Genomic DNA, 22542 nt, shown 5'->3' on the forward strand with positions numbered 1-22542 from the left:
TGTCTGCCTGTGCGTCCATCGCCTTTTCAAGGAGTCCCGAATGAATTCAACCCTGCAAACCGCATCTCGCCTGTCGGTCGTGGCGTCACGGCTGAACGCTGTTCCGAAGGCCGCCATCGCGGTCGTTCTTCTTGCTTCGATCGGCACAAGCCACGCCGCATTCAACAGCGGCAGCACCGGTGCGGACGGTGTGCTGAACCCCGCCGTCTCCACCGAGATCGTGCTTCCGCCAAGTGGCATCCTGCAGTACACCTCGATCAATATTCCGACGGGCGTCGTCGTGACGTTCAAGAAGAATGTGCTGAACACGCCGGTGCAACTGCTCGTCAGCGGCGATGCCACCATCGTTGGCAGCATCGACATTCGTGGTGGAACAGGCAAACCATCGGGTACTGCTGGCGATGGCAACCAGGCGGATGACGGTATCCCCGGCATGGGTGGCCCAGGCGGTTATGACGGTGGCCGTGGCGGCAAGGACGATCTTCAAAATCGCGGAGAACCGACGCGTGGCGGCGCTGGACTGGGGCCGGGCGGCGGTGCTGGTGGGTATGAACGAGCAGATGGATGCTATGGGGGGGTTTATTACCATCGCATGGGGCGTGGCGGCGCATACGCTACCAAAGGGGGAGCGGCATGGGGTAGCGGCCAATATTGCACGGCCGTGGCCGATGAGCCCGGGCGGGCCAACCTTTATGGCACCCCTGCCATTGTTCCCCTCATCGGTGGATCCGGTGGTGGCGGAGGTAAGGGAGGGACGAACTACCCGGGCGGCGGCGGTGGTGGTGGTGGTGGCGCGATCCTGATCGCGGCCAGTGGCACGATCACTCTCACGGGCTCTATCCTGGCGGGCGGCGGCGATGCGGCCGACCGTGCCGGTACCGGTGTCGGTAGCGAAGGCTCGGGAGGTTCCGGTGGCGCCATCAAGTTGGTCGCTACCTCGATCAAGGGCGCGGGCTCGCTCAATGCCGACGGCGGATGTCTGGTCAACAACGGGTCCCGTCAGTATTGCAACGACGTGCGACATAACGGCGGTTCACCGGGGCGTATTCGCATTGAAGGCGAGAGCGTGACGTTCAGCGGCGCCTCGTCGCCGACGTATACGACCGAAGTGCCAAGCGCCATCTCTGTGGCCAACGCGCCCGTCATTCGCATCGCCTCGGTCGCCGGCACCAACGTCCCGGCCATCCCCACCGGCAATGCCGACGTCACGCTTCCCGCCACGACAACGAACCCCGTCACGGTGAACTTCACCACGGCGAACGTGCCCACTGGCAACACCATCAAGCTGCGTGTCGTGCCGGCCTACGGCGATACCGTCGAAGTCCTGAGTCCGGCGCTCACAGGCACCACCGCGAGTGGCGCTACCAGTGTCAGCGTGAACCTTCCGCAGGGCCCGAGCGTCCTGCAGGCCATCACCAGCTACACCGTGACTGTCGCGCAGGCCGAGTCGCTCTCCCGCTTCGCGGAGAACGAAAAGGTCGAGCGCGTGGAGCTGGTCGCCTCGATGGGGCAGGACAGCGTTGCACAACTCGTGACAGCCAGCGGCAAGCGCTACACCGTGCCCGCCTCGGTACTGCAGCTCGTCGGCTTGACGGGTTGACCGCGAACGGCCACCCGGAAAAGAACAACAGGGAGCGACAGTGGTGCATGCAAGGCAACGGCAAGAGGGCATCGGGCGCGGTCGCTGCAAGCGTTTCGTGGCGGCCGCCGTTGCCTTCGCGATGCTTGCACCGTCGCTGGGGCCGGTCGCGCATGCTGCCGAGCTGATCCTCGACGAAGGCGTGGTCGTCAAGTTCGGTGCCGATGCACAGCTCGTCGTGCGCGACAAGCTGCGTGCGGGTTCAGCCGTCACGCTCACCAGTGCCAACGATGACACAGTCGCGGGCCAGACAAATCCCACTTCAGGTACACCCATTCCAGGTAGCTGGCGAGGCCTAAGCATCGAGAAGACATCGACTGCCGCAGGCCAAGCTGGATTGAGCGGCCTGTCGTTGCGCTATGGCGGTGGTCTTGCTGGCGCCGGATTGTCTGTGCGCAGCGCAAGTCCCGCTCTGCAGTTCATGCAGCTGACCGACAACACTGTCGGCTTGCGCCTGCTCGATGGCGCCAATCCGGCAATCACAGGCTCCAGCTTCCTGAGAAATGGAACGGGCATCGAGGCGTTGGGTGGCAGTGTGCCGAACATCACGGCCACGCAGTTCTCGCAAAACTCCGCCTTCGCGATCAACAACGCCAAACCCGCCACCGTGATCCAGGCCACCGGCAACTGGTGGGGACATGCAAGCGGACCACGCGACACCGCAGGCAATCCACAAGGCCAGGGCGATGCCGTATCGACAGGCGTCAACTACAGCAGCTACCTGACACAGGCGCCGCTGATCAGCCCGAGCGTCCGGCTGGTCGCGCCTGCTCCCTTCTATCCAACCAACATCCTGCGGCTCGAGCTCGCGTGTGTGAACGCGACCGAGTACCGCATCGCAGAGAACGGCGAATTCGCCGCGGCGACCTTCGTCCCCCTGGCTGGTGGCAAGACTGTCACCGACTACGCTGCATCGGCGGGCGACGGTCGCAAGACCATCGCGGTGCAGTTCCGGAATGTGGCTGGCACCGTGGTGACGGCCAACCTCACGAATCCCGCCGCCACGAACACGGCGACCGTGTTGATCGACAGTGCTGCACCGGTGGTCAGCATCAACAACCCCGCTGCCGGCAGCGTGCTCGCGCAGCCGATCACCGTCGAAGCCACCGCCACCGATGTCGGTGGCTTGGCCAAGGTCGTGTTCTATCTTGATGGGCAGGTGGTTTCCACGCAGACCACGGTTTCTCCTTCAGGCAGCTACAGCTACGCCTGGAACACCGACAACAGCGCGAACGGCGACCACACCTTGCGTGTGGTGGCGACGGACGAGGCCGGGCGAAGCAGCGAGCAGTCGCGCGTGGCGACGGTGTCGCGTACACCACCCGCGCCAGACACCTTCGGCCCGGCCGTCGCCAACGTGCGGCTCGACGGCGTTGCCTTGGCCAATGGCGCCACCGTGTCCGGCGACGCCGTGACGACTGCCGAGGTGACCGACCGCAGCGGCGTTGCACGCGTCGAACTGCTGCTCGACGGCCAGACAATCGCGACACCTTCGGGTTCCGGCGGGCTGTACAGCGCGCCGTTCAGCATCGCGGGTGTTGCCAACGGAGGCCATGTACTGATATGGCGCGCGGTCGATTCGCTGAACAACGTCACCACCGCGAGCTTCCAGGTTACGGTCACACACGCGGCGCCCGATGCTCCCGTTATCACCAATCCGAAGACGGGCCTTACGACCCGTACCCCCTCCCTGCCTGTTGCCGGCACCGCCGCCGCCGGAAGCAGCGTGCAACTGCTGGTCAATGGCCAGCCATCCGGCCCGTTGCTGACCACCAGCAACGGCACATTCAGCGGAACGGTCACGCTCGCTTCCGGCGGCAATCAGGTGCAGGCGCGCGCAAGCGATGTCTATGGTCAGAGCGGCCCGTCGGCCGTAGTGGCGGTGACTCTCGACGCCACCGTGCCCTCGAGTCCAGGCAACCTCGCGGGCACGGCACTGGTCGACGGCAAGGTCCGCCTGACGTGGACACGCTCCACCGACCCGAACGCCATCGGCTACGACCTCTACCGATCGCGCAGCGCCTTCACCGACATCGGCGCGGCCGCCAAGGCCAACGCATCGCCGATCACCGGAACCAGCTACGAAGACCTGCCCAAGCCAGACGGCGCATGGTTCTACCGATTGGTCGCAGTCAACTCGGTTTCCACACCGTCGGTGCCGACCGATCAAGTGCAAGTGACGGTTGACGGCACGGCGCCCAAGGCTGTGTCGGTGGTGTACCAGCCGCAAGGCAAAGTCGATGCGGCATCCGGCCGTATCGGCCAGGGTAAGGTGAACGTGCAGTTGATCGTCAGCGAAGAGTTGCAGACCGCACCCTATCTCGCAGTGGTGCCGGCAAGCGGTGCGCCGATCGTGCTGGAGCTGACAAAGTCCGGGTCCACCACATACACCGGCTCTTTCTTCGTCGACGGCAACACCCCGTCCGGCACCGCCAACGCACTGTTCTCGGCGCGCGACACGGTGGGCAACCGCGGCACCGAGATCGGTGCCGGGGCCACGCTCAAGATCGACACCGAAGGCCCTGCACTGTCTTCCATTACCCTGAACCCTGGCGCCCCCATCAAGGTCGGCGCGGGAACGACCGTTCAAGCCACCTTCGTCTTCAGCAAGGCATCCAAGCCCGGAGTCTCGCCGCAGATCAAATACCTGCTGTCGGGCCCAGTACGCCAGGCAACGCCGATCACAGCTCTCACAGCCGTCGACGCGACCACGTGGAAGGCCAGCTTCGTGCTGCCCACCGATGCAGGCCTGGCGTCGCTCGAGATCCTGAGCTTCAGCAGCCAGGCGCAGGACGACCTGGACAACGTCTCCACCCGCGTCAGCGCCGCCAACCGCTTCCAGGTCTACCAGGGCAACTTGCCGCCGGCCGGAGCGCCGTTGATGCTCACCGGCAAGGCATTGCCGGGCGGCAAGGTGCTGCTGAACTGGCAGGCCGTGGACGAAGCCTTCGCCTACCAGGTCTATCGCAAGGGCCCGAGCGACGCGACACTCGTTGCCCTCGCGCGCGCCAGCGGCGCTACGCATACCGACCAGACGCCCGCCGATGGGCGCTACACCTACGCGGTCGCATCGATCCGCTCGTCCAATGGCGAAGAGACCGTGTCGACCCAGAGCGCGACGGTGGAGGTCACGACCATCGCCAATGCCCCCGGTGCGCCCCAGAACCTGGCGCTGCAGCTCACGGGCCAAGGCATCAAGGCCACCTGGCAGGCGCCCGTGGCCAGCACCGTCGACTACTACAACCTGTACCGCGCCAGCGGCACCAGCATCGCCAGCGTGGCGGGCCTCACGCCGATCAAGACGCGCGTCAAAAAGTCCATCACCTACGACCCGCAGCCGTCCCCGAGCCAGGGCGCCTACGTCGTCACCGCGGTCGATGCGGCGGGCAACGAGTCGGCCGTGTCCAACTCCGCCTACCTCAACGCCAGCCTGCTGCCCGTGGTCAACCTGCGCATCGAGCAGATCGGCAACGCGCTGCCCGTCGTCTCGTGGCAAGCGCCCAACGGCACGCTGTCGGGCTACAACGTGTACGTCGGCCCCGATGCCACGCGCACCAAGCTCACGCCCAGCCCCATCACCGCCACCACCTTCAGCGACAGCGGCTTCTCGGGCGGCGAGCGCCGCTACACCGTTGCCAGCGTCGACGGCTCCGGCCAGGAGATCGGCCGCAGCCTGAGCCTGCCGGCCGTCAGCACCCAGATCGTGTCGGGACTGCCTCTCAAGCGCGGCATCATGAACAAGGTGCAGGCCCAGGTCGTCAACACCTCCGCCAGCGCCGTGACCAACGCGCGTGTGATGGTGCGCCTGCCCATCAACCGCGAGGGCACGCAGTTCGCCGACCATAAGTCCGAGCCCTTCGATCTCGGCAGCAACCAGACCCAACTGGTGACCGTGGTGGTTGGCGGCTACGCCGACCTGCCCGGCCAGGCCCAGGCCCAGGTGGGCCTGGAGAGCAGTCCGAACGAAGGCGAGACCGTCAAGATCGCACGCAACCAGACGCTCGACGTCGGTGACGGCGCGCTCGTCGTCGGCATGTCCACCGGCGAGTTCACACGTGGCGCTGCTGGCAAGGTGCGCCTGACCATCGAGAACACCTCCGAAGTCGAAGTGGAGTTCTTGACGGCCACCGCCGGCGGCAACAACCCTTCGAGCGAGCTGCGCTTCAAGATCCTCGATGCCGACGGCAACGTGCTGGCGACCCAGCCCTACAAGCAGGCCGTGGGCGCCAACGTGGTCACGCTGACCAACGGCCAGACCGTAGCGCGCATTCCGGCCGGTGCCAGCTACACCTCCGACCAGTTCGACCTGGCCGTGCCGGGCTCCAGCCCCAACAGCATCCGCGTCAAGCTCGAAGTCGACAAGATGCGCTACCACAGCGGCCAGGACGACCAGGTCGTCATCGCCGGGCGCGGCAGCGAGAAGGCCGTCTCGCTCATCGACACCGCCTACGTGGGTGAAATCACCAACGTCACGCCCACCAGCTCCTTCGGTGACCAGGACATCGTCATCAGCGGCCGCGCGCTCGCGCGCGGCGGCAATCAGCCGCTGCCGAGCACGCGCCTGAAGCTCGTGTTCAACCAGCAAGGATTCGAGCGCGTCTTCAGCGTGCTGACCGATGCAAGCGGCACCTTCACCTACACCTTTCAGCCCACGGCCACGGATGCGGGTCTCTACAAGATCAGCGCCATCCATCCCGACCTGACCGACCGGCCCGAACAGCGCAGCTTCACCATCAACCGCGTGACTTTCGGCCCCACGCCGTTCAAGGTCGACGTGCCGCGCAACTACAGCTACCCCGTGCCCTTCATCGCACGCTCGGGCGCCGGCACCACCGCGACCAACATGCGCTTCGTGCTGGAGCCGAGTGCCCAGCCGACGGGCCAGCTGCCCGTGGGCGTCAACCTGCAGTTGCCCGCGCCGGCCAGCATCGGCGAGCGTTCGCAGGTCAACGTGCCGGTCGTCTTCAGCGCCACCAACGAGGCGCCGGCCTCGGGCAGCGTCATCCTGAGCGTGTACAGCGACGAGCGCCCGCAAGGCGCCGGCGCCCCCATCGGACTGGTGCGCATCAACTACGCGTTGAGCGAGGCCAAGGCCTACCTGGTGAGCCTGCCAAGCGTGATCGAGACCGGCATGTCGCAAGGTGCGAGCCAGATCGAGAGCGTCAGCGTGCAGAACAAGGGCACGCAGGATGCGCTGGCGCTGGCCTTCACGCTGACCAAGCCCGATGGCAGTGCGGTGCCGGGCTGGGTCAATATCTCGAGCAATGCAGATGGCAACCTGGCCGTGGGCGAGAAGCGCACCATCGACATCGCCTTCAAGCCGCCGACGGGCCTGCAGGAAGGCGTGCACGAGTTCCGCCTGAATGTGCAGGGCACCAACGTGTCGGCACAGAGCCTGAACATCTATGCCAGCGTGACGCAGAGCGGGCGGGGCAACGTGCTGTTCCGTGCGAGTGACATCTACACCGCTACCCTCGACAAGCAGGGCCGGCTGATCCCCGGTCTGGCGGGAGCGGCCATTACCTTGCAGAACGAGGACGTCGCCAGCGTGAGCCATCAACTCACGACCGATGTCCTGGGCGAGGCCTACTTCCAGAACATTCCGGCCGGTCGCTACACCTATCGAGCACGGGCCAACAACCACCAGGAGGTGGCTGGACGGCTGCAGATCAAGCCGGGCGTCACGCTGACGCAGCCGATCTTCCTGAACTACAACCTCATCACGGTGGAGTGGAGCGTGCGCGAGGTCACGATCCAGGACCGCTACGAGATCACCATCGACGCGACCTTCGAGACCGACGTGCCGGCGGCGGTGGTGGTGATGCAGCCCAGCTCGGTGAACCTGCCCAAGATGAACCCGGGCGACGTGTTCTATGGCGAGCTGTCGCTGACAAACCATGGGCTGATTCGCGCCGACGGCGTGAAGCAGCAGCTGCCACAGAGCGACTCGTTCTTTCGCTACGAATTCCTGGTCGAGGTGCCCACCGAACTGCAGGCCAAGCAGCGCGTGACCATTCCCTATCGGGTCATCGCCTTGCAGTCGCTGGAGACGCCTGCCAATGCAGGCAATGCGAGTGGCGGTGGTTGCTACAACTACAGCAACACCACGCGGGTGAATTACGACTTCACTTGCAAGAACGGGGAGCTGTCGAACGGTTCCACGTCGACCAGCTGGTTCAGCAATTCGAGCAGCAGTTGCTCCTCGGGTGGCGGTGGAGGAGGCGGCGGCGGTGGTGGCGGCGGTTGGGGCGGCGCTGGCGGCTTCGGCGGCATTGGCGGTGGCAGTACCTCCATTTCTCTGCCCGGCAAGAAGTGCGTAGCCATTCCGGGAGGCAAGACGCAATGCAGCTGACAAAAAGCGAACACTCATGACCGCCATTTGCGCAAAGTGCCAGCTCGTTCGTCCTGACAACTCGAGCGTGCCAGTCTGGCAGTGCCCTGGCTGCGGCGTGGCCTACAACAAGGCGGCCGATGCGGCGCGGCCGAACCCATATCAGCGTCAGAGGCAGCACCCAGGAACGGCCCTTGGCGACGGCGGCTTCGCGTGGGGCAAGTGGCTGCTCGTGCTTGCACTGATCGTGGGGTGCTACGCCATCTACCAGATGGCGGGCAAGCGCGGCTTGACGAGCGAGAGTGTCGGCAGCCTCGACTCACGCCTGGGCCGCAGCGACAGTTCCGAACAACTCGCTGAGCTGGCGGCTGGCACGCAGGCGGGCGACGTCTTTGTCTTCAGCGCCGACTGGTGTCCGAACTGCCGCGAAGCAAAAGGATGGATGGAACAGCATAGCTTCAAGTACGAGCAATGCGATATCGACAGGGACCATGGCTGCAAAGCCCGTCTCGCCAGCCTGGGTGGCGACGGTATTCCCTACTTGATCGTCAAGGGTCATCACATGAGGGACGGCTTCGACTCTCAAGAGTTCGTGGCTGCAATGCGAAGCAGGTAGGCGAGTCGTTCGCGAAAGCCTTGCATTCGATTCAGAAGAAATACGGGAAAGAGGACCTGTGAAAACCCAACCAAGCATCGGGCGGATGGTGCGCCGAATGGGTGCAGCGCTGGCAGCGCTACTCTGCCTCGGCCTGCCTGCGGGCGTTGTGGCTCAGGGCAATGTTGTTCCCCCCAACGGAACCATGAACGCAGAGGTCGTCGACCTGAGTGTGCAAGCCGCCATAGGCAATGTGTCCTGGGCACGTACCTTCAACGGCACGGGGTGGCGCTTCAATCGCAATTGGGATGGCATCTCGGCCAGCTACAAGCCGTCCATGACGCAGAGTACCGGGGGAGGCTCGCCCGGCATGAGCAATGGCAGCCAGGGAGGCGGTTCGTCGACATGCTGGATCTGGGTCGACGAGGACTGGCAACCCGGTGACGGCGTGACCGTGCCGATTGGTGGAGGCAACGGGGGGGCTGCGGCGGTGCCTGCCGAAACATACCTGCCGCTCAATCGCAGCTACAGCCAGACCGCAGTTCCACTGGACACGGTCATTACCACGGGCTTCGCGAGTGGCTGCGGCAGCATCGGCGGCAACCTGGTGGGAAATTCCAGCGAGGTGCTCGAAGGGTGGCGTCGCCAAAGCCAGCTGTATGTCGGTGCTGGCGGAGTCTACGTCTTCAAGAATCGATTCTTTCTGAAGAAGCAGGCCATCCTCAAGCTTCCGGCGGGCAGCGCCATTCCTGTGGGCGGCAGCGTGCCGCTGGTCGGCGCCGTGAACGTCGCAAGTGGCTGGCGCTGGAGCGACAAGTCGGGCGATTGGGCCGAGTATGACGACGAAGGTCGGATGAGCCGGTATGGTGACAAGAACAACAACGCCATCTGGTTGCAGCGCAATGCGTCGGGCCAGTTGGTGCGGATCGTCGACGGCGGTGCCGGCAGCACCACGACCAGTGGATCCGTTCTGATTACGCTGCACTACAACGCCGCCGGCTATCTCGTGCAGGCCAAGGATTGGCCGCAGGTGGGCAAAAGTCTTGACCTGCCACAGCGCACCGTCACCTACACCTACGATGCCCTGGGTCGCATGACTGGCGTTGCAGATGTGCGCGGCCATACAACTGCCTATGACTACGACAGCAAATCACGGCTGACCAAGACCACCGATCCGAGAGGTGGTGAAACCAAGTTGACGTACGAATCCGAGGGCACGGCCGTCAAGAGCATGACAGCGGCGGACGGAGGCGTCACGGAATACAGCTCGAGTTGGGACAGCGCCAAAAAACTCTTCTACAGCAAGGTACAGGGCCCCGCGACGGCCGCAGGTCGACGCGTGGAGGACTACAGCCATGACCGCGCAGGCGACCTGGTGAAGTACGAGGTCAACGGACGCGCCGAGATCGAGATCAAGCGAGACCCAAGCGCAAGAACCGAGACAAGAACCAACGCCAGGGGCTTCGCTACCACCCTCACGCGAAACGAGTTTGAGCAGGTCACGCAGATCGAGCATCCAGATGGGAGCAAGCTCACAACAAGCTACGACCCGAATCTGCTGAACTCCGTCGAAGATACGAATGAACTGGGGGTGAAGACTCGATACGAATACGACGGAAAGGGCAATCTCACGAAGATGACCGAGGCGGTGGGGTCGCCCGATGAGCGCATCACCGAATTCCAGCGCGATGCTTCGGGCAGATCCACCCACATCACCCGAAAGGGCCGAACGGAGCCCAACGGTACCGTCACCCCCGACGCCACTTGGCGCCTGAGCTACGACCAGGCGGGCCAATTGGCGCAGACCATCGATCCGGAAGGCAACCTTCGCGGATATATCTACAGCCGACTCGGCGATCTGGTGCAATTCACCGGGCCCACTGGAGCGGTGTGGACCAACACCTACGATGCCGACGGTAACCAGCTCTCGGAAACTGATCCGTTAGGCAAGACCGTCAGCGCCGCATATGACGCGGCCGGCAACCAGGCGTCTGCGACTGACGAGCGCGGCAAGGTTTACCAGTTCACTCACGACAAGATGAACCGGCAGCTCAAGCAGAGCGACCCCACGGGGGCGGCTTATGCCACGAGCTACAACGTTCAGGGTTCACTGACCTCCGTCACTGACGGCGGTGGCAAGTCCATGCAGATGGACTACGACGCCCTCGTTCGACTGACAAAGGCGACCGACGCCAAGGGACAGAGCTACGCGCTGGATTACGCCGAGCCCGATGGCTCCGACAAGGGCGCACGCAAGCCTGGCCAACTGAGCTACCCCACCTTCCAGCGCCAGTTTCGCTATGACGCGCGCGAGCGAACGACACTGTCGAACGACAAGGCGGGCGCCGAGTCACGGATAGAAAGCTACACGTGGGATGGCGCGAGCCGGCAAAAAACCACGACCGACGCCAACGGCAAGACCCGCTACTACAGCTATACGCCACACGACGAACTCAGCGAAGTCAAGGACCCGTTGGGCAACAGCATCAGGCTGGTGCGCGATACGCGCGGCAATGTCATCGAAGTCGTGGATGCGAATGGCAAGTCCACTCGCATGACCTACGACCGGCGCAACCTGCTGACCTCGACGACCGATGCTCTGGGTAGTGTCACGCGCTACGCGCACGACGCCAATGGCTGGCTCAATACGATAACTTTGGCCAACGGGCAGAAGGTCGGCTATGACTTCGATGCGATGGGTCGGGTCACTGCCCAGCGCGAATACGACGCCCGGGCGGCACTGACCAAGACCACCAGCTTCACCTACGACGCTGCCAGCAACCTGCTGACCTGGAGCGACGGGACTTACAGCGCCACACGCCGCTACGACGATGTCGACCGATTGAGCAGCGAGATCGTCAACTACGGCAGCTTCAACCTTACACACGCCTACTCCTACTACGGCAACCACGAGATCAAGACATACACCGGTCCGGACGGTGCCGCCATCGAGTACGGCTACGACGGCACCGGCGTGCTGGAGAGCCTGACCATTCCCGGCGTCGGCGCTTTGTCCGTGACCGAGTGGCAGTGGTTCGCGCCAAAGAGAGTAGTCCTCCCTGGCGGCACCGAGCAGCGCATGGAGTTCGATGCCTACCAGAGTCTCACGCGTCTGAGGGTCGTCAATCCGGCCCAGGCGACAGTGTTCGAGTTGCAGAACAAGTTCGGCAAGCTGGCTGAAGTCAAGCAATCCACCATCGACGGCAACAGCGTTGACTACACACTGGACGACGCAGGTCGACTCACGGCACTCGATGCCAGTGTCCTGAGCGGACGCAGCGAGGCATTCACGCTCGACGCCAACAGCAATCGCCTGACCCACAGCAGGACAGGCAGCGGTACCTGGGTGTACGACAACGCCGGCCAGTTAACGCAACGCCCTGCTGCGGGCGGCACCGGCACCGTCGACTATCAGTACGACGCTTCGGGCAATCTCACGCAGAAGACCGATACGACCAAGAGCGAGCCCGCGCGCACCACGCGCTACGCGTGGGATGCACTCAAGCGCTTGAGCGAAGTGCGCGATGGTGCTGGTGAGCTCATCGCTCGCTACAGCTATGACCCCTTCGATCGTCGCATTCGCAAGGAACTGGGCAACTCGACGACCCTGAGCACCGCTGGCCCCGGCGCAAGCGACATCCGAAACGCAACCACGCACTACCTGCAAAGCGAGTGGGGCACGCTGGCCGAAGCCGACGGCAATGGCAAGGTTCGGACGGTCTATGGTTGGAACCCCCAGAGCGAGTCCGGCACCGCGCCCATCTACGCCCGCTTGGCCAACACGAGCCAGCCCGGCACGTGGCGCACCGTTTACTACCACAACGACCATCTCGGCACCCCGCAACGCATCACTGATGCGGCTGGCGCGGTAGTGTGGAGTGCCAGCTACGACGCTTACGGCAAGGCCACCACCCAGACCACTGTCAACCCTGCCACGGCCGTCACCAGCAACTTGAGGTATCCCGGCCAGTACTGGGATGCTGAAACCGGCCTGCACTACAACGACCGCCGCTACTACGACCCCGATGTGGGGCGCTACACCGCGCGCGACCCGATCGGTTTCGAGGGGGGCATCAATCTGTATGCCTATGCCGGTGCATCCCCGAATCGCTTCGTGGACCCTACCGGTGAATTGGGGTTTCTCGTCCCCGTGGGGGCGGCTATTGCCCGCGCGGCAGGCAGTGCTGCCGTCAGATGGGCTGCGCGGCGCTACGCGGCCTGCATGACTTCATGCGTGGGTGTGGAGCTGGCAACGGACGCGGCGGGCCAGATGCTTGGCGTGAGTTGCGATGACCCGGATCTGATGGGGGCCGTGAAGGACTGCGCCAAGGACTGCATCTGGTCGCTGATCCCCATCCCGAGACCTTGCAAGTACTCCCGTGCAGTAGGGACGGCCATCGGGGTTGGAGGGGCGATGCTCGATGGCGGGGGCGGAGGAAGTGGCTTCACCTTGCCCTCGCTGCCAACACTACCCAGATTCGGCGAAGGAGGCCTGAGAGAAAACAGCTTCTCGGGCGAGACCTTGGTGCACGTGAAGGACAAGGAAGGCCGGGCTGCTCTTAAGCCTATTGCGGACATCAAGGTTGGAGACGAAGTGCTGGCTTGGGACGAGATGGCCGTGGTGGACGGCTATCTCAGCCAAAGTCGCCCGCTAAGCCCAAGGCAAAAAGACCAACAAGCTCAAGGCTCACAAATAGAAAGCGCTTTTGGCATTCGTGGGCCGGATGCCAATCGCTACGAGAAAGTGAGCGACATCATCAGCAGCGAGAAGCGGCAGCGGTTGGTGTATCTGACGCTGAGTACGGGGGGAAAGCTCACTGCCACCGACGGACACCCTTTCAGGACGAGCGAAGGATGGCGAGACGCCATCATGCTCAAGCGAGGCGGAAAGCTTTTACTAAAGGGCGGCGAGGGCGGAGATGCCGATCTAGCTAGCGCGGCCACTATTACGAATATCCGAATCGAGACAAAGGCGATTCGAGTCTTTAATTTGGAGGTGGAGAACCTTCATACCTTCTTCGTTGGCGAGGAAGGTGTGGTTGTACATAACGCTCGAGGAGGTCCAACACCACCGCCAGGATTTAACCCAACCGGGCAACGTAGCCATGGACAGCCAGTGTATCGCAAAGGGCGGGAATATATTTCTCCGGATATAGATGGGCACAACGGAGGGGTTTGGAAAAAATGCACTGGAAATATAAAAAATCTTAGAAGCAAAAAAACGCGAGACGGCACTTATAACGCAGATCTTAGTGAGCGAATTGGAGATTGATTTGATATTGCTTATATCCCCGCCAAGCAAGAGTGAGTCAAAAATATCCGAAGAAGAGACATTCTCTTCCGTCTTTGATATCGGTAAGAAAATCGGACTTAGAAAAATCTCTCTCGATGACTTTGTGAGATACGAGCGTGCAATGGTTGCCGCCGCGACACTATTCATGTTTCATGGGAACGATCTTCCGAGAATAAATCTTCTTGAAACAGAGAGGTCAAGTTTGAAGTTGGCAAGAAAGCAAGCTAAAGAGTATGGGCTTGATCGCATACTCCTCAAAAACATACCAAGCATCGGAACTGAACTGGGGGTTAATGATTTTCAAGACTTAATTCGTTTGGTTCTGAGGGAGTGCATTTGGTTGAGTATCGAGTCAAAGGATCGGTATTTGCATTTTGGCTATGACCTTTATGTCTATTTTTCGGGAAAAGGGGCGATGCCAAAGGCGATTTCTGAGTTGAAAAATTCCGGAATGAAGTTGACGAAACTTAAAAAACTACCGATTGGGCATGGGGCGCATTGAGGGGCGATCATCGGCCAGAAAAACATCCCTGAGCCCCTCCGCCCCTATTTCAATGAGTTGTTCCAATGATTTCGAATGATGGCAAATTTTCTGGAAAAAGAGTTCGGCTTATTAGTTTTTTGGGAAAGCCGAGTGCCCCTTCTGGTGTAAAGGTGGCAGAAAACTATTGGATATTAATTGGTAACTCAGGGATGGCAATTTGCAATGGAGAGGGCGTTTGGGGACTCCCTGGGAGGAGCAGGTATCTGGTGCAATTCGAGCGAAATGTCGAAAGCTTGGGATTGCATTGCCACAATGAAATAACCAATGCTCTGTGGGTTGAAGAGAATGATATTGAGTTGGTTTTGGGTGGCCTGAGTCGAATGCAAAAAAGTAACTCAAAGTTGATGCTGAAAGTGCGATTTTGATAATGATAAAAAAGCAAATGAATGTACAAAAGAAATAAAAGTTCATTTTATGTTATTCAAGATGCCGATGGCTGGCCGCTATTTGCAGTGGAGTCGCTGTGGTGTACGCCATTGGGTGAAAATATCTATAAAGTCGAGAATGTTCCTTATTTTGTCAAGAATTTGAGGTGTGGCGACAAAATAAAGGCGATTTCTAAAAAAGAATGCAAAATGGTTTGAATGTGTCCCTAAAGCATCTGACTACTCTACGATTCATGTTTTCTGCCTCGATCCGAAAAGGGAGCAGTCTCTGCTGAAATGGGTGAAAAAAATAATTGCATTGTTAAGTCCGCCTACAGAGGGAGTTATTTTGCTTTGGGAATTCCCTCTGAGATTTTGAGAAGATCCTGAATGCGGAAGCTAAAAGCACTTGAATCTTTGGAGGGGAATGAATTCGAATTCGAGGTTGCCGCACCACGAGGGCGCTTGAAGATTGAATCGCCTGCTTCTAAGGGTTGATAAAAATTAATCGGGAGGATGGAGTGAAAGGTGTCAATGCACGATTTCTCGTTTTTTTGTTTTTGCTGCTTTTCGCGGCCGGAATACCTGGGCACGCCCAGGAAACCGTCTGCGCGAGCGTGAAGATCCAGATCAAGCAGCAGCTGACCCTGGAGCGCCAGGCGTTCGACGCCGAGATGAAGATCAACAACACCACCGACAGCGGCGTGATCTCCAACGTCTCGGTGGTGGTGAAGGTGATGGAGGAGAACGGAACGCCCGTCTTGGTCACCGAAGACCCCAACGCCAGCGGCGCGAAGTTCTTCATCCGCGTCTCCAACAAGCAGAACATCTCCGATGTCACCGGCTCTGGCACGGTGAGCCCGGCCACGTCCGCTGTCATCAACTGGCTGATCATTCCCGCTCCCGGCTCGGCGGGCCTGAATCCCGCCGGCAAGAAGTACCTGGTGGGTGCCACGCTCAAGTACCGCTACGCCGGTGAAGACCAGACGCTGGAGGTCTCGCCCGACGTCGTCACCGTCAAGCCCTTGCCGTTGCTCACGCTCAACTACTTCCTGCCCCGTGAGGTCGAGGGCGACGACCCGCTGACGGCCGAGATCGAACCCGTGGTGCCCTTCACGCTGGGCGTGCGCGTCAAGAACAACGGCCACGCCTCGGCGCGCAACCTCAAGATCGACTCGGCGCAACCCAAGATCATCGAGAACAAGCAGGGCTTGTTGATCAACTTCCAGCTCACGGGCAGCTACGTCAACGACGCGCCCACGCAGAACTCGCTGCTCATCAACTTCGGCGACATCGCCGCGTCCACCAGCAAGATCGGGCGCTGGATCATGGAGACATCGCTCTCGGGCAAGTTCACCGAGTTCAACGCCACCTTCAGCCATGCGGACGAGTTGGGCGGTGCAGTCACCTCCATCCTGCAGGCGACCAACGCGCACTTCCTGATCCGCGACGTGCGCGTCGACCTTCCCGGGCGCGACACCGTGCGCGACTTCCTCGCGGTCGATGGCGACTACATCCGCGTCTACGAGTCCGAAGGCCTGGACACGCTGGTCACCGACCGCAGCGCGGTGGCGCAACTGCAGGCCGGCACCAACTCGCAGGGTGCGGCCACCTACAAGCTCACGATGCCGCCGACCGACGGCTTCGTCTACGCGAAGATGCGCGACCCGTTCAATGGCACCAAGGCCATCGGCAACGTGGTGCGCTCGGACGCCAAGCAGATCCTGCCGGAGAACGTGTGGCTCTCGCGCAGCCGCAATCAGGACACCAAGCGGTGGGAGTACTTCGTCAACTTCTTCGACGTCAACACCACGGGCGTCTACGAGAGCGACTTCCAGGTGCCGCCGCAGGTGGCGCTGCCACCGGTGATCCAGTTCATCCCCGACCGCGTCACCAAGGTCGGCCAGGCGGTGTCGTTCCTGCTCGAGGCGTCCAGCCCACAGGGCACGCCGGTCACGCTGAGTGCTGCGCCGCTGCCCACGGGAGCGACCTTCACGCCGCAGGCAACCAACCCGCAGAGTCCGACGGTGGCACGCGCCTCGTTCAGCTGGACGCCGGGCACCGGCTCGACCGGCAACTACCTCATCAACTACACGGCCACCGACGGCACCCTGGGCGCAAGCCGTGCGGCGAGCATCAAGGTGGAGACGGACGCACCACCGCCGGGCCCTGGTACACCGACCATCGACGGTCCGGTATCCGGCGCGCAGGTGACCAAGCTGCGTCCGACGCTGCAGGTCATGACCTCGGCCGATGCGAAGGACCCGACGACCAAGGTGCAGGTCGAGGTCTACGCCGACGAGGCGATGACGCAGCAGGTGGCTTCGGCCCTGGTCGACAAGGCGCCTCCGGCGCCGGGTAACGGTTCGGGCACGTCGGTGCAGCCGACCGGCTGGATCGTGGACGTGGACCTGAGCGACAACACCAAGTACTGGTGGCGCGCCCGTTCCTTCAACGGCACGACGATCTACAGCCCCTGGGTGAACGGCCACTTCTTCGTCAACACGGTGAACGATGCGCCGGACAACTTCAACCTGACGAACCCGGTGCCGGGCTCCGACGTGACCACGCTGGTGCCCACGCTGAGCTGGACCAACAGCTTCGACAAGGACGGCGACGTCGTCACCTACAGCGTCTTCGTCTACAAGAACACGGCGCTGACGGACATCGTCGCGCAGGTCGCGGACCTGCCTGAAGCAGCGGGTGGCAGCACCTCTTGGACCGTGCCGACACCGTTGGTGAACCACGGCCGCTACCACTGGCGGGTGATCGCGAAGGACGCGCTGGGTGCAGTCACGCCGACGCCGGCGCGCCTGTTCATCGTCAACACGGGCAACCTTGCGCCGACCATGCCGGGCATCGTGTCGCCGCCCGTTGGCGGGCAGAGCGCGACCCCGGCCACGCCCTTGACGGTGCTGAACAGCATCGACCCCGAGAACGACCTGATCACCTATGTGTTCGAGATCGATTCCGTCAACACTTTCGACTCGGCCGACAAGCGCACGTCGGGCCAGGTGATGCAGAACAGCGCGGGCTCGACCACCTGGGTGACGCCCGCGCTGGTGGAGAACAAGCGCTACTGGTGGCGCGCCAAGGCGCAAGACGGCCATGCCGAGTCGGCGTGGGTGATGGGCAACTTCCTGATGAACGCGGTGAACGATCCGCCGCCCGCGCCGACGGTCAAGAACCCCGGCAACGGTGCATGGGCGGCCACGCAGCAGCCCAGCCTCGAAGCCAACCCGGTGATCGATCCGGAAGGCGAGGCGGTGCGCTACGAGTTCGAAGTGTTCCGTGACGCGGGCCTCACGCGGCGCGTGTCCAGCGGCATGTCGAACACGACTGCGCTGATCGTGGGCACGGTGCTGGAAGACAAGACCACGCACTGGTGGCATGTGCGTGCCGTCGATGCATCGGGTGCGATGAGCGCCTGGAGCACGCCGGCGGTGCTCTACATCAGCACGGGGCCTTACCAGAACCCGAGCATCGGACTGACCGCGCCGGCCACGCCGATCGTGCCCGACACCGTGACGGTTGACGGCGTGCAGCGCAAGCAGGTCACGCTGCGTTGGGAGGGCGTGGACCCGAACATCGAGCCGACCGTGGCGTTGTACTACGGCACTTCCGCCTCCGGCTATGCCGGCAACCTGATCGTCGATGGCCTGCGCCAGAACGCGGGCACGCAGTCGGGAAGCTATGTATGGGATGTATCGGCGCTCGGCACCGGTACCTACTACGTCCATGCCGTGATCTATGACGCGCGCGGCATGGGGCGGGCCTATGCGCCGGGCACCGTGGTGATTCCGCCGGCTACGCAGTCCGGCTTCGTCCTGGTGACGGCGAGCGCTCTGCTCTTCACATCGGAGCAGGGCGGTAGCGCGACGTACAAGGTGCGACTCGCCAGCAAGCCCTCGTCCGACGTGACGGTGCCCATTGCGTCGACCAATCTGCGCGAGGGAGAGCCGACGCCTTCCAAGCTGCTGTTCACGCCGGGCAACTGGTCTGTCAACCAGACGGTCACGGTCACGGGGCGCGACGACTGTGCACCCGACGGTCCGCAGGACTATCAGGTACTCAACGGCAAGGCACTGTCGAACGACCCGAACTACATCGGCCTGTCCGGCAAGGAGGTGAACCTGATCAACCACGACAACGTGGATGTTTTCTCGAGCACGAGCAATCCGAAGATCCACCTGTGCGGCTTGACTGTGGTCACGGAAAAGAAGATCGACGCGCGCACCTGGGAGTACACCCTGCGCGGTGAACTGACGAATACCGGAGCCGCCGTTGCTGGCGTCAGCGCAAAGCTGGGCCGCATGCCGTTCAGCGTGTTCCGCCTGCTCGACGACACGCTGGTGTTTGGCGCAGTGGGTGCGGGTGAAACGGCAAAGACGAACGACACGATCACCGTTCGCTCGAACTTCCAGGTTCCTCCGGGGCTTTTTAAGGCAGGCCTGCACCTCCGATGGACGGCCACGGTACAGCCATGATGCAAACAAAAATTTGTGCCTCCGGGTACTTCCCGGGTTCGATGGCTCGCCGAGCCCGCGGCTTCACGTTGCTCGAGTTGCTCGTGGTGATCGTGATCATCGGCCTGCTCACGGCCATCGTCGGACCGCGCTATTTCTCGCAGATCGGGAAGTCCGAGCAAAGCACGGCCAAGGCGCAGATCGATGCGCTGGGCAAGGCACTCGATTCCTACCGTCTCGATACCGGTCACTACCCGAGCACCGAGCAAGGCCTGCAGGCGCTGGCCAACAAGCCGAACGGCGAGGCCAAGTGGAACGGCCCCTACATGCAAAAGAAGATTCCGCCGGATCCCTGGGGCAAGGAGTACATCTACCGCACACCGGGACAGGCGGCGGAGTTCGATCTGCTGTCCTACGGCAAGGATGGGCAGGCGGGTGGTGAAAAAGAAAACGCCGATGTGTCCTTTCACTGAGGCGGTGTTTTGATGGCTGCGACAGGCGCACGGCTCCGGGTTCAGGAGCGCAATGGGCAAAGCACCTGGATGCTCTTTGCCGGCATGGATGCCTCGGCAGCCACCCGACAGGCGCGTCTGGATGGGTTGCGCGTGCTCGAGGTCGATTCGATGCCTGGCAATATCGATCTGTCGGCCGATGCGAAGCCGAGGCAGCGTGCCGATACGACGAAGCGAGGCGGAGCATTCGACCTGCTGCTCTTCAGCCAGGAGCTGCACTCGCTGCTGCAGGCCGGCCTGAACCTCGGTGAGGCGCTCAATACCTTGGTCGAGAAGTCGCAAGGACCGACGCGCGTGCTGCTGTCCGACGTCGAGATGAGCCTGCGACAGGGAAAGAACTTCTCGGATGTGCTCGAGGCCCATTCGCTGCAGTTTCCGGCCGTGTACGTGGCAACGGTTCGCTCCAGCGAGCGCACGGGCAACTTGCCCGAGGCGATGGAGCGTTTCATCGCCTACCAGCAGCAGTTCGACGTACTGCGCAAGAAGCTGGTGTCGGCGGCCATCTATCCGGCCTTGCTGGTCACGGTCGGCGGGTTCGTCACGCTATTTCTGCTGGGTTATGTCGTACCGCGGTTCGCCGCGGTGTACGAAAACTCCGGCCGTCCGATGCCCCGGGCTTCCGGCGTGCTGCTGTCGATCGGTCACCTGGTCTACGACCACGCTGTCATCGCCTTGAGCCTGGTTGCCGCCGTGTTCGTGCTCGCCGTGTGGCAGCTGCGCCAGGCTTCGACGCGCAAGCGGCTCGCTGAACTGGCGCTGAGGCTGCCGGGCCTGGCACCGCATGCAGACCTGTTCCGGCTGAGCCGCTTCTACCGCGCATTGAGCCTGTTGCTGTCGTCCGGAATTGCCCTGCCTCGCGCAATGGGCATGGTGGGGGGCTTGTTGAGCACGGCGCAACGGTCTGCGCTTGCCGGCGCACGGGAGCGCATCGAGGAAGGCGGCAGCGTGTCGCAGGCGCTGGTCCAGTTCGGCCTCGCCACACCGGTGGCGAAGTCGCTGGTGCAGGTGGGCGAACGCTCGGGCCAGCTGGCGCCCATGTTCGACCGCACCGCGCGCTTTCACGACGAAGAAATGACCCGTTGGATCGACGCCACCTCCAAGCTGCTGGAGCCGATCCTGATGCTGGCCATCGGCCTCGTGATCGGCCTGGTGGTAGTGCTGATGTATATGCCGATCTTCGAGCTCGCGGGGAGCCTGCAGTGAGCGGCGGCGCACTCAATACAGCCGAACTTGCGCATGTGCTCGGGCTGGTGTGGATGGACATGGCCCGGCTGCGCGAGTTGCGTCCGCGGTGGGATGCGATCGGGTACACCGATGCGGTGGCGCGCAAGATCGCAGTGCTGCAATCCGGTGCGGACGACCGGAGCGCCGCGAACCGTGTCTACCTCGCGCTGACCGATCACCGCGATGCAGCCGCGGAAACCTGGGGCCTCAACCAGTGCCGTCGTCTCGGGATTCGCGACGTGGCCGTGAGCCTCGTCGATGCCGACGACTTCGACGGCCTGCTCGCGCAGCAGGAACGCCAGATGCGGGCGATGGACGGCTTCCAGTCGGTCGAAGCGGAAGCCGATGACGCGGAGTTGGCCGCGCTCATCAGCATGGTCTCGATCCAGCAGGAAACCAGCCCGGTCATCAAGCTGGTCAACTCGACGCTGTACGACGCGCTGAAGCTCAATGCGAGCGACATACACCTGGAGTGCGATGCGCAGGGGTTGCGCGTGCAATACCGCCTTGACGGCGTACTGGTCTCCATCGCCGAAGTGGCGGGCGCCGATATGGCGGAGCAGGTGATCCAGCGCGTCAAGGTGATGGCCGAGCTCGACATCGCCGAGCGCCGCATTCCGCAGGACGGGCGCTTCAAGGTGCGCGTCAGCGACCGCGACATCGACTTCCGCGTATCGGTGATGCCGAGCATCTTTGGCGAGGACGCCGTGCTGCGCCTGCTCGACCGCAAGGCGCTCACTGAGCAGGCGCAGAGCCTCACGCTCGAAAGCCTCGGGCTGCGCGAACAGACCAAGGCCTCGATCCGTCGGCTCGCCGGCAAACCCCACGGCATGCTGCTCGTCACGGGGCCGACCGGCTCGGGAAAGACGACCACGCTGTACGGCACCATCACCGAGATCCATACCGGCCGCGACAAGATCATCACCATCGAAGACCCGGTCGAATATCGCTTGCCGCACGTGCTGCAGATTCCGGTGAACGAGAAGAAGGGGCTGACCTTTGCGCGCGGCCTGCGTTCGATCCTGCGGCACGACCCCGACAAGATCATGGTGGGCGAAATCCGCGATGACGAGACGGCGCAGATCGCCGTGCAGGCCGCGTTGACCGGGCACCTCGTGTTCACCACGGTCCACGCCAACAACGTGTTCGACGTGCTGGGACGCTTCCTGCATATGGGTGTGGATGCCTACAGCTTTTCCGCGGCACTCAACGGCATCGTGGCGCAACGGCTGGTGCGCGTGAATTGCCCGGTGTGTTCGGAGCCCGTCGAGCCCACTCCTGAAGCGCTGTCTGCCGCGGGCATCGATTCCGAAACCATGCAGTCCTGGACCCTGCGCGCGGGCAAGGGCTGCGGCCACTGCCGTGGGACCGGCTTCAAGGGGCGTCGGGCCGTGGCCGAGGTGCTGGTGATGAACGACAAGCTGCGCGAAATGATCGCCGCACAAGCCTCGATTTCCATGGTCAAGGAAGAAGCGCGGCTGGCTGGCTGGATTCCGCTGGCCGACATGGCCATCGAGCTCGTGGCGTCGGGTGAAACGACGCTCGACGAAGTCGCGCGCGTGGCGGGCTGAGC

At 62.7% G+C, this 22542-nt stretch carries 10 protein-coding genes; all 10 read left to right on the forward strand.

Annotated elements, in window-relative coordinates:
- The first annotated feature begins 40 nt into the window (after positions 1-40).
- Positions 41-1600 carry a hypothetical protein gene (locus tag SFB74_RS01525; RefSeq protein WP_432728897.1) on the forward strand — a complete coding sequence of 520 codons (1560 nt, stop codon included), beginning with the start codon at positions 41-43 and terminating at the stop codon, positions 1598-1600.
- A gap of 97 nt (positions 1601-1697) precedes the next feature.
- On the forward strand, positions 1698-7991 hold the full coding sequence (locus SFB74_RS01530; protein ID WP_432728898.1) for an Ig-like domain-containing protein: 6294 nt from the start codon (positions 1698-1700) through the stop codon (positions 7989-7991).
- A 97-nt stretch (positions 7992-8088) separates the two neighbouring features.
- Positions 8089-8586 (forward strand): glutaredoxin domain-containing protein, encoded by a 498-nt coding sequence (locus tag SFB74_RS01535; protein WP_432728899.1) that lies wholly within the window; start codon positions 8089-8091, stop codon positions 8584-8586.
- Positions 8587-8644: 58 nt separating this feature from the next.
- Positions 8645-13837 (forward strand): RHS repeat-associated core domain-containing protein, encoded by a 5193-nt coding sequence (locus tag SFB74_RS01540; protein WP_432728900.1) that lies wholly within the window; start codon positions 8645-8647, stop codon positions 13835-13837.
- The gene (locus tag SFB74_RS01545) at positions 13818-14360 is read left to right on the forward strand and encodes a hypothetical protein (RefSeq protein ID WP_432728901.1); all 543 of its coding nucleotides are present in this window, start codon (positions 13818-13820) and stop codon (positions 14358-14360) included. The genes SFB74_RS01540 and SFB74_RS01545 overlap by 20 nt, the downstream gene beginning before the upstream one ends.
- 65 nt (positions 14361-14425) lie before the next feature.
- Positions 14426-14767 carry a hypothetical protein gene (locus SFB74_RS01550; RefSeq protein ID WP_432728902.1) on the forward strand — a complete coding sequence of 114 codons (342 nt, stop codon included), beginning with the start codon at positions 14426-14428 and terminating at the stop codon, positions 14765-14767.
- Between the two features lie 617 nt (positions 14768-15384).
- Positions 15385-19254: a hypothetical protein gene (locus SFB74_RS01555; RefSeq protein WP_432728903.1), complete on the forward strand. Its 3870-nt coding sequence runs from the start codon at positions 15385-15387 to the stop codon at positions 19252-19254.
- Between the two features lie 41 nt (positions 19255-19295).
- On the forward strand, positions 19296-19706 hold the full coding sequence (gspG, locus tag SFB74_RS01560; protein WP_432731859.1) for a type II secretion system major pseudopilin GspG: 411 nt from the start codon (positions 19296-19298) through the stop codon (positions 19704-19706).
- 12 nt (positions 19707-19718) lie between these two features.
- A complete protein-coding gene (locus SFB74_RS01565) occupies positions 19719-20948 on the forward strand; it encodes a type II secretion system F family protein (protein ID WP_432728904.1) in 1230 nt (409 codons plus the stop codon).
- Positions 20949-21007: 59 nt separating this feature from the next.
- Positions 21008-22540, forward strand: coding sequence for a GspE/PulE family protein (locus SFB74_RS01570; protein ID WP_432728905.1), 1533 nt, complete (start codon positions 21008-21010; stop codon positions 22538-22540).
- Positions 22541-22542: the final 2 nt, after the last annotated feature.

Origin of the sequence: Variovorax xiamenensis, assembly GCF_050916385.1 — a bacterium.
Lineage (GTDB): Bacteria > Pseudomonadota > Gammaproteobacteria > Burkholderiales > Burkholderiaceae_C > Variovorax.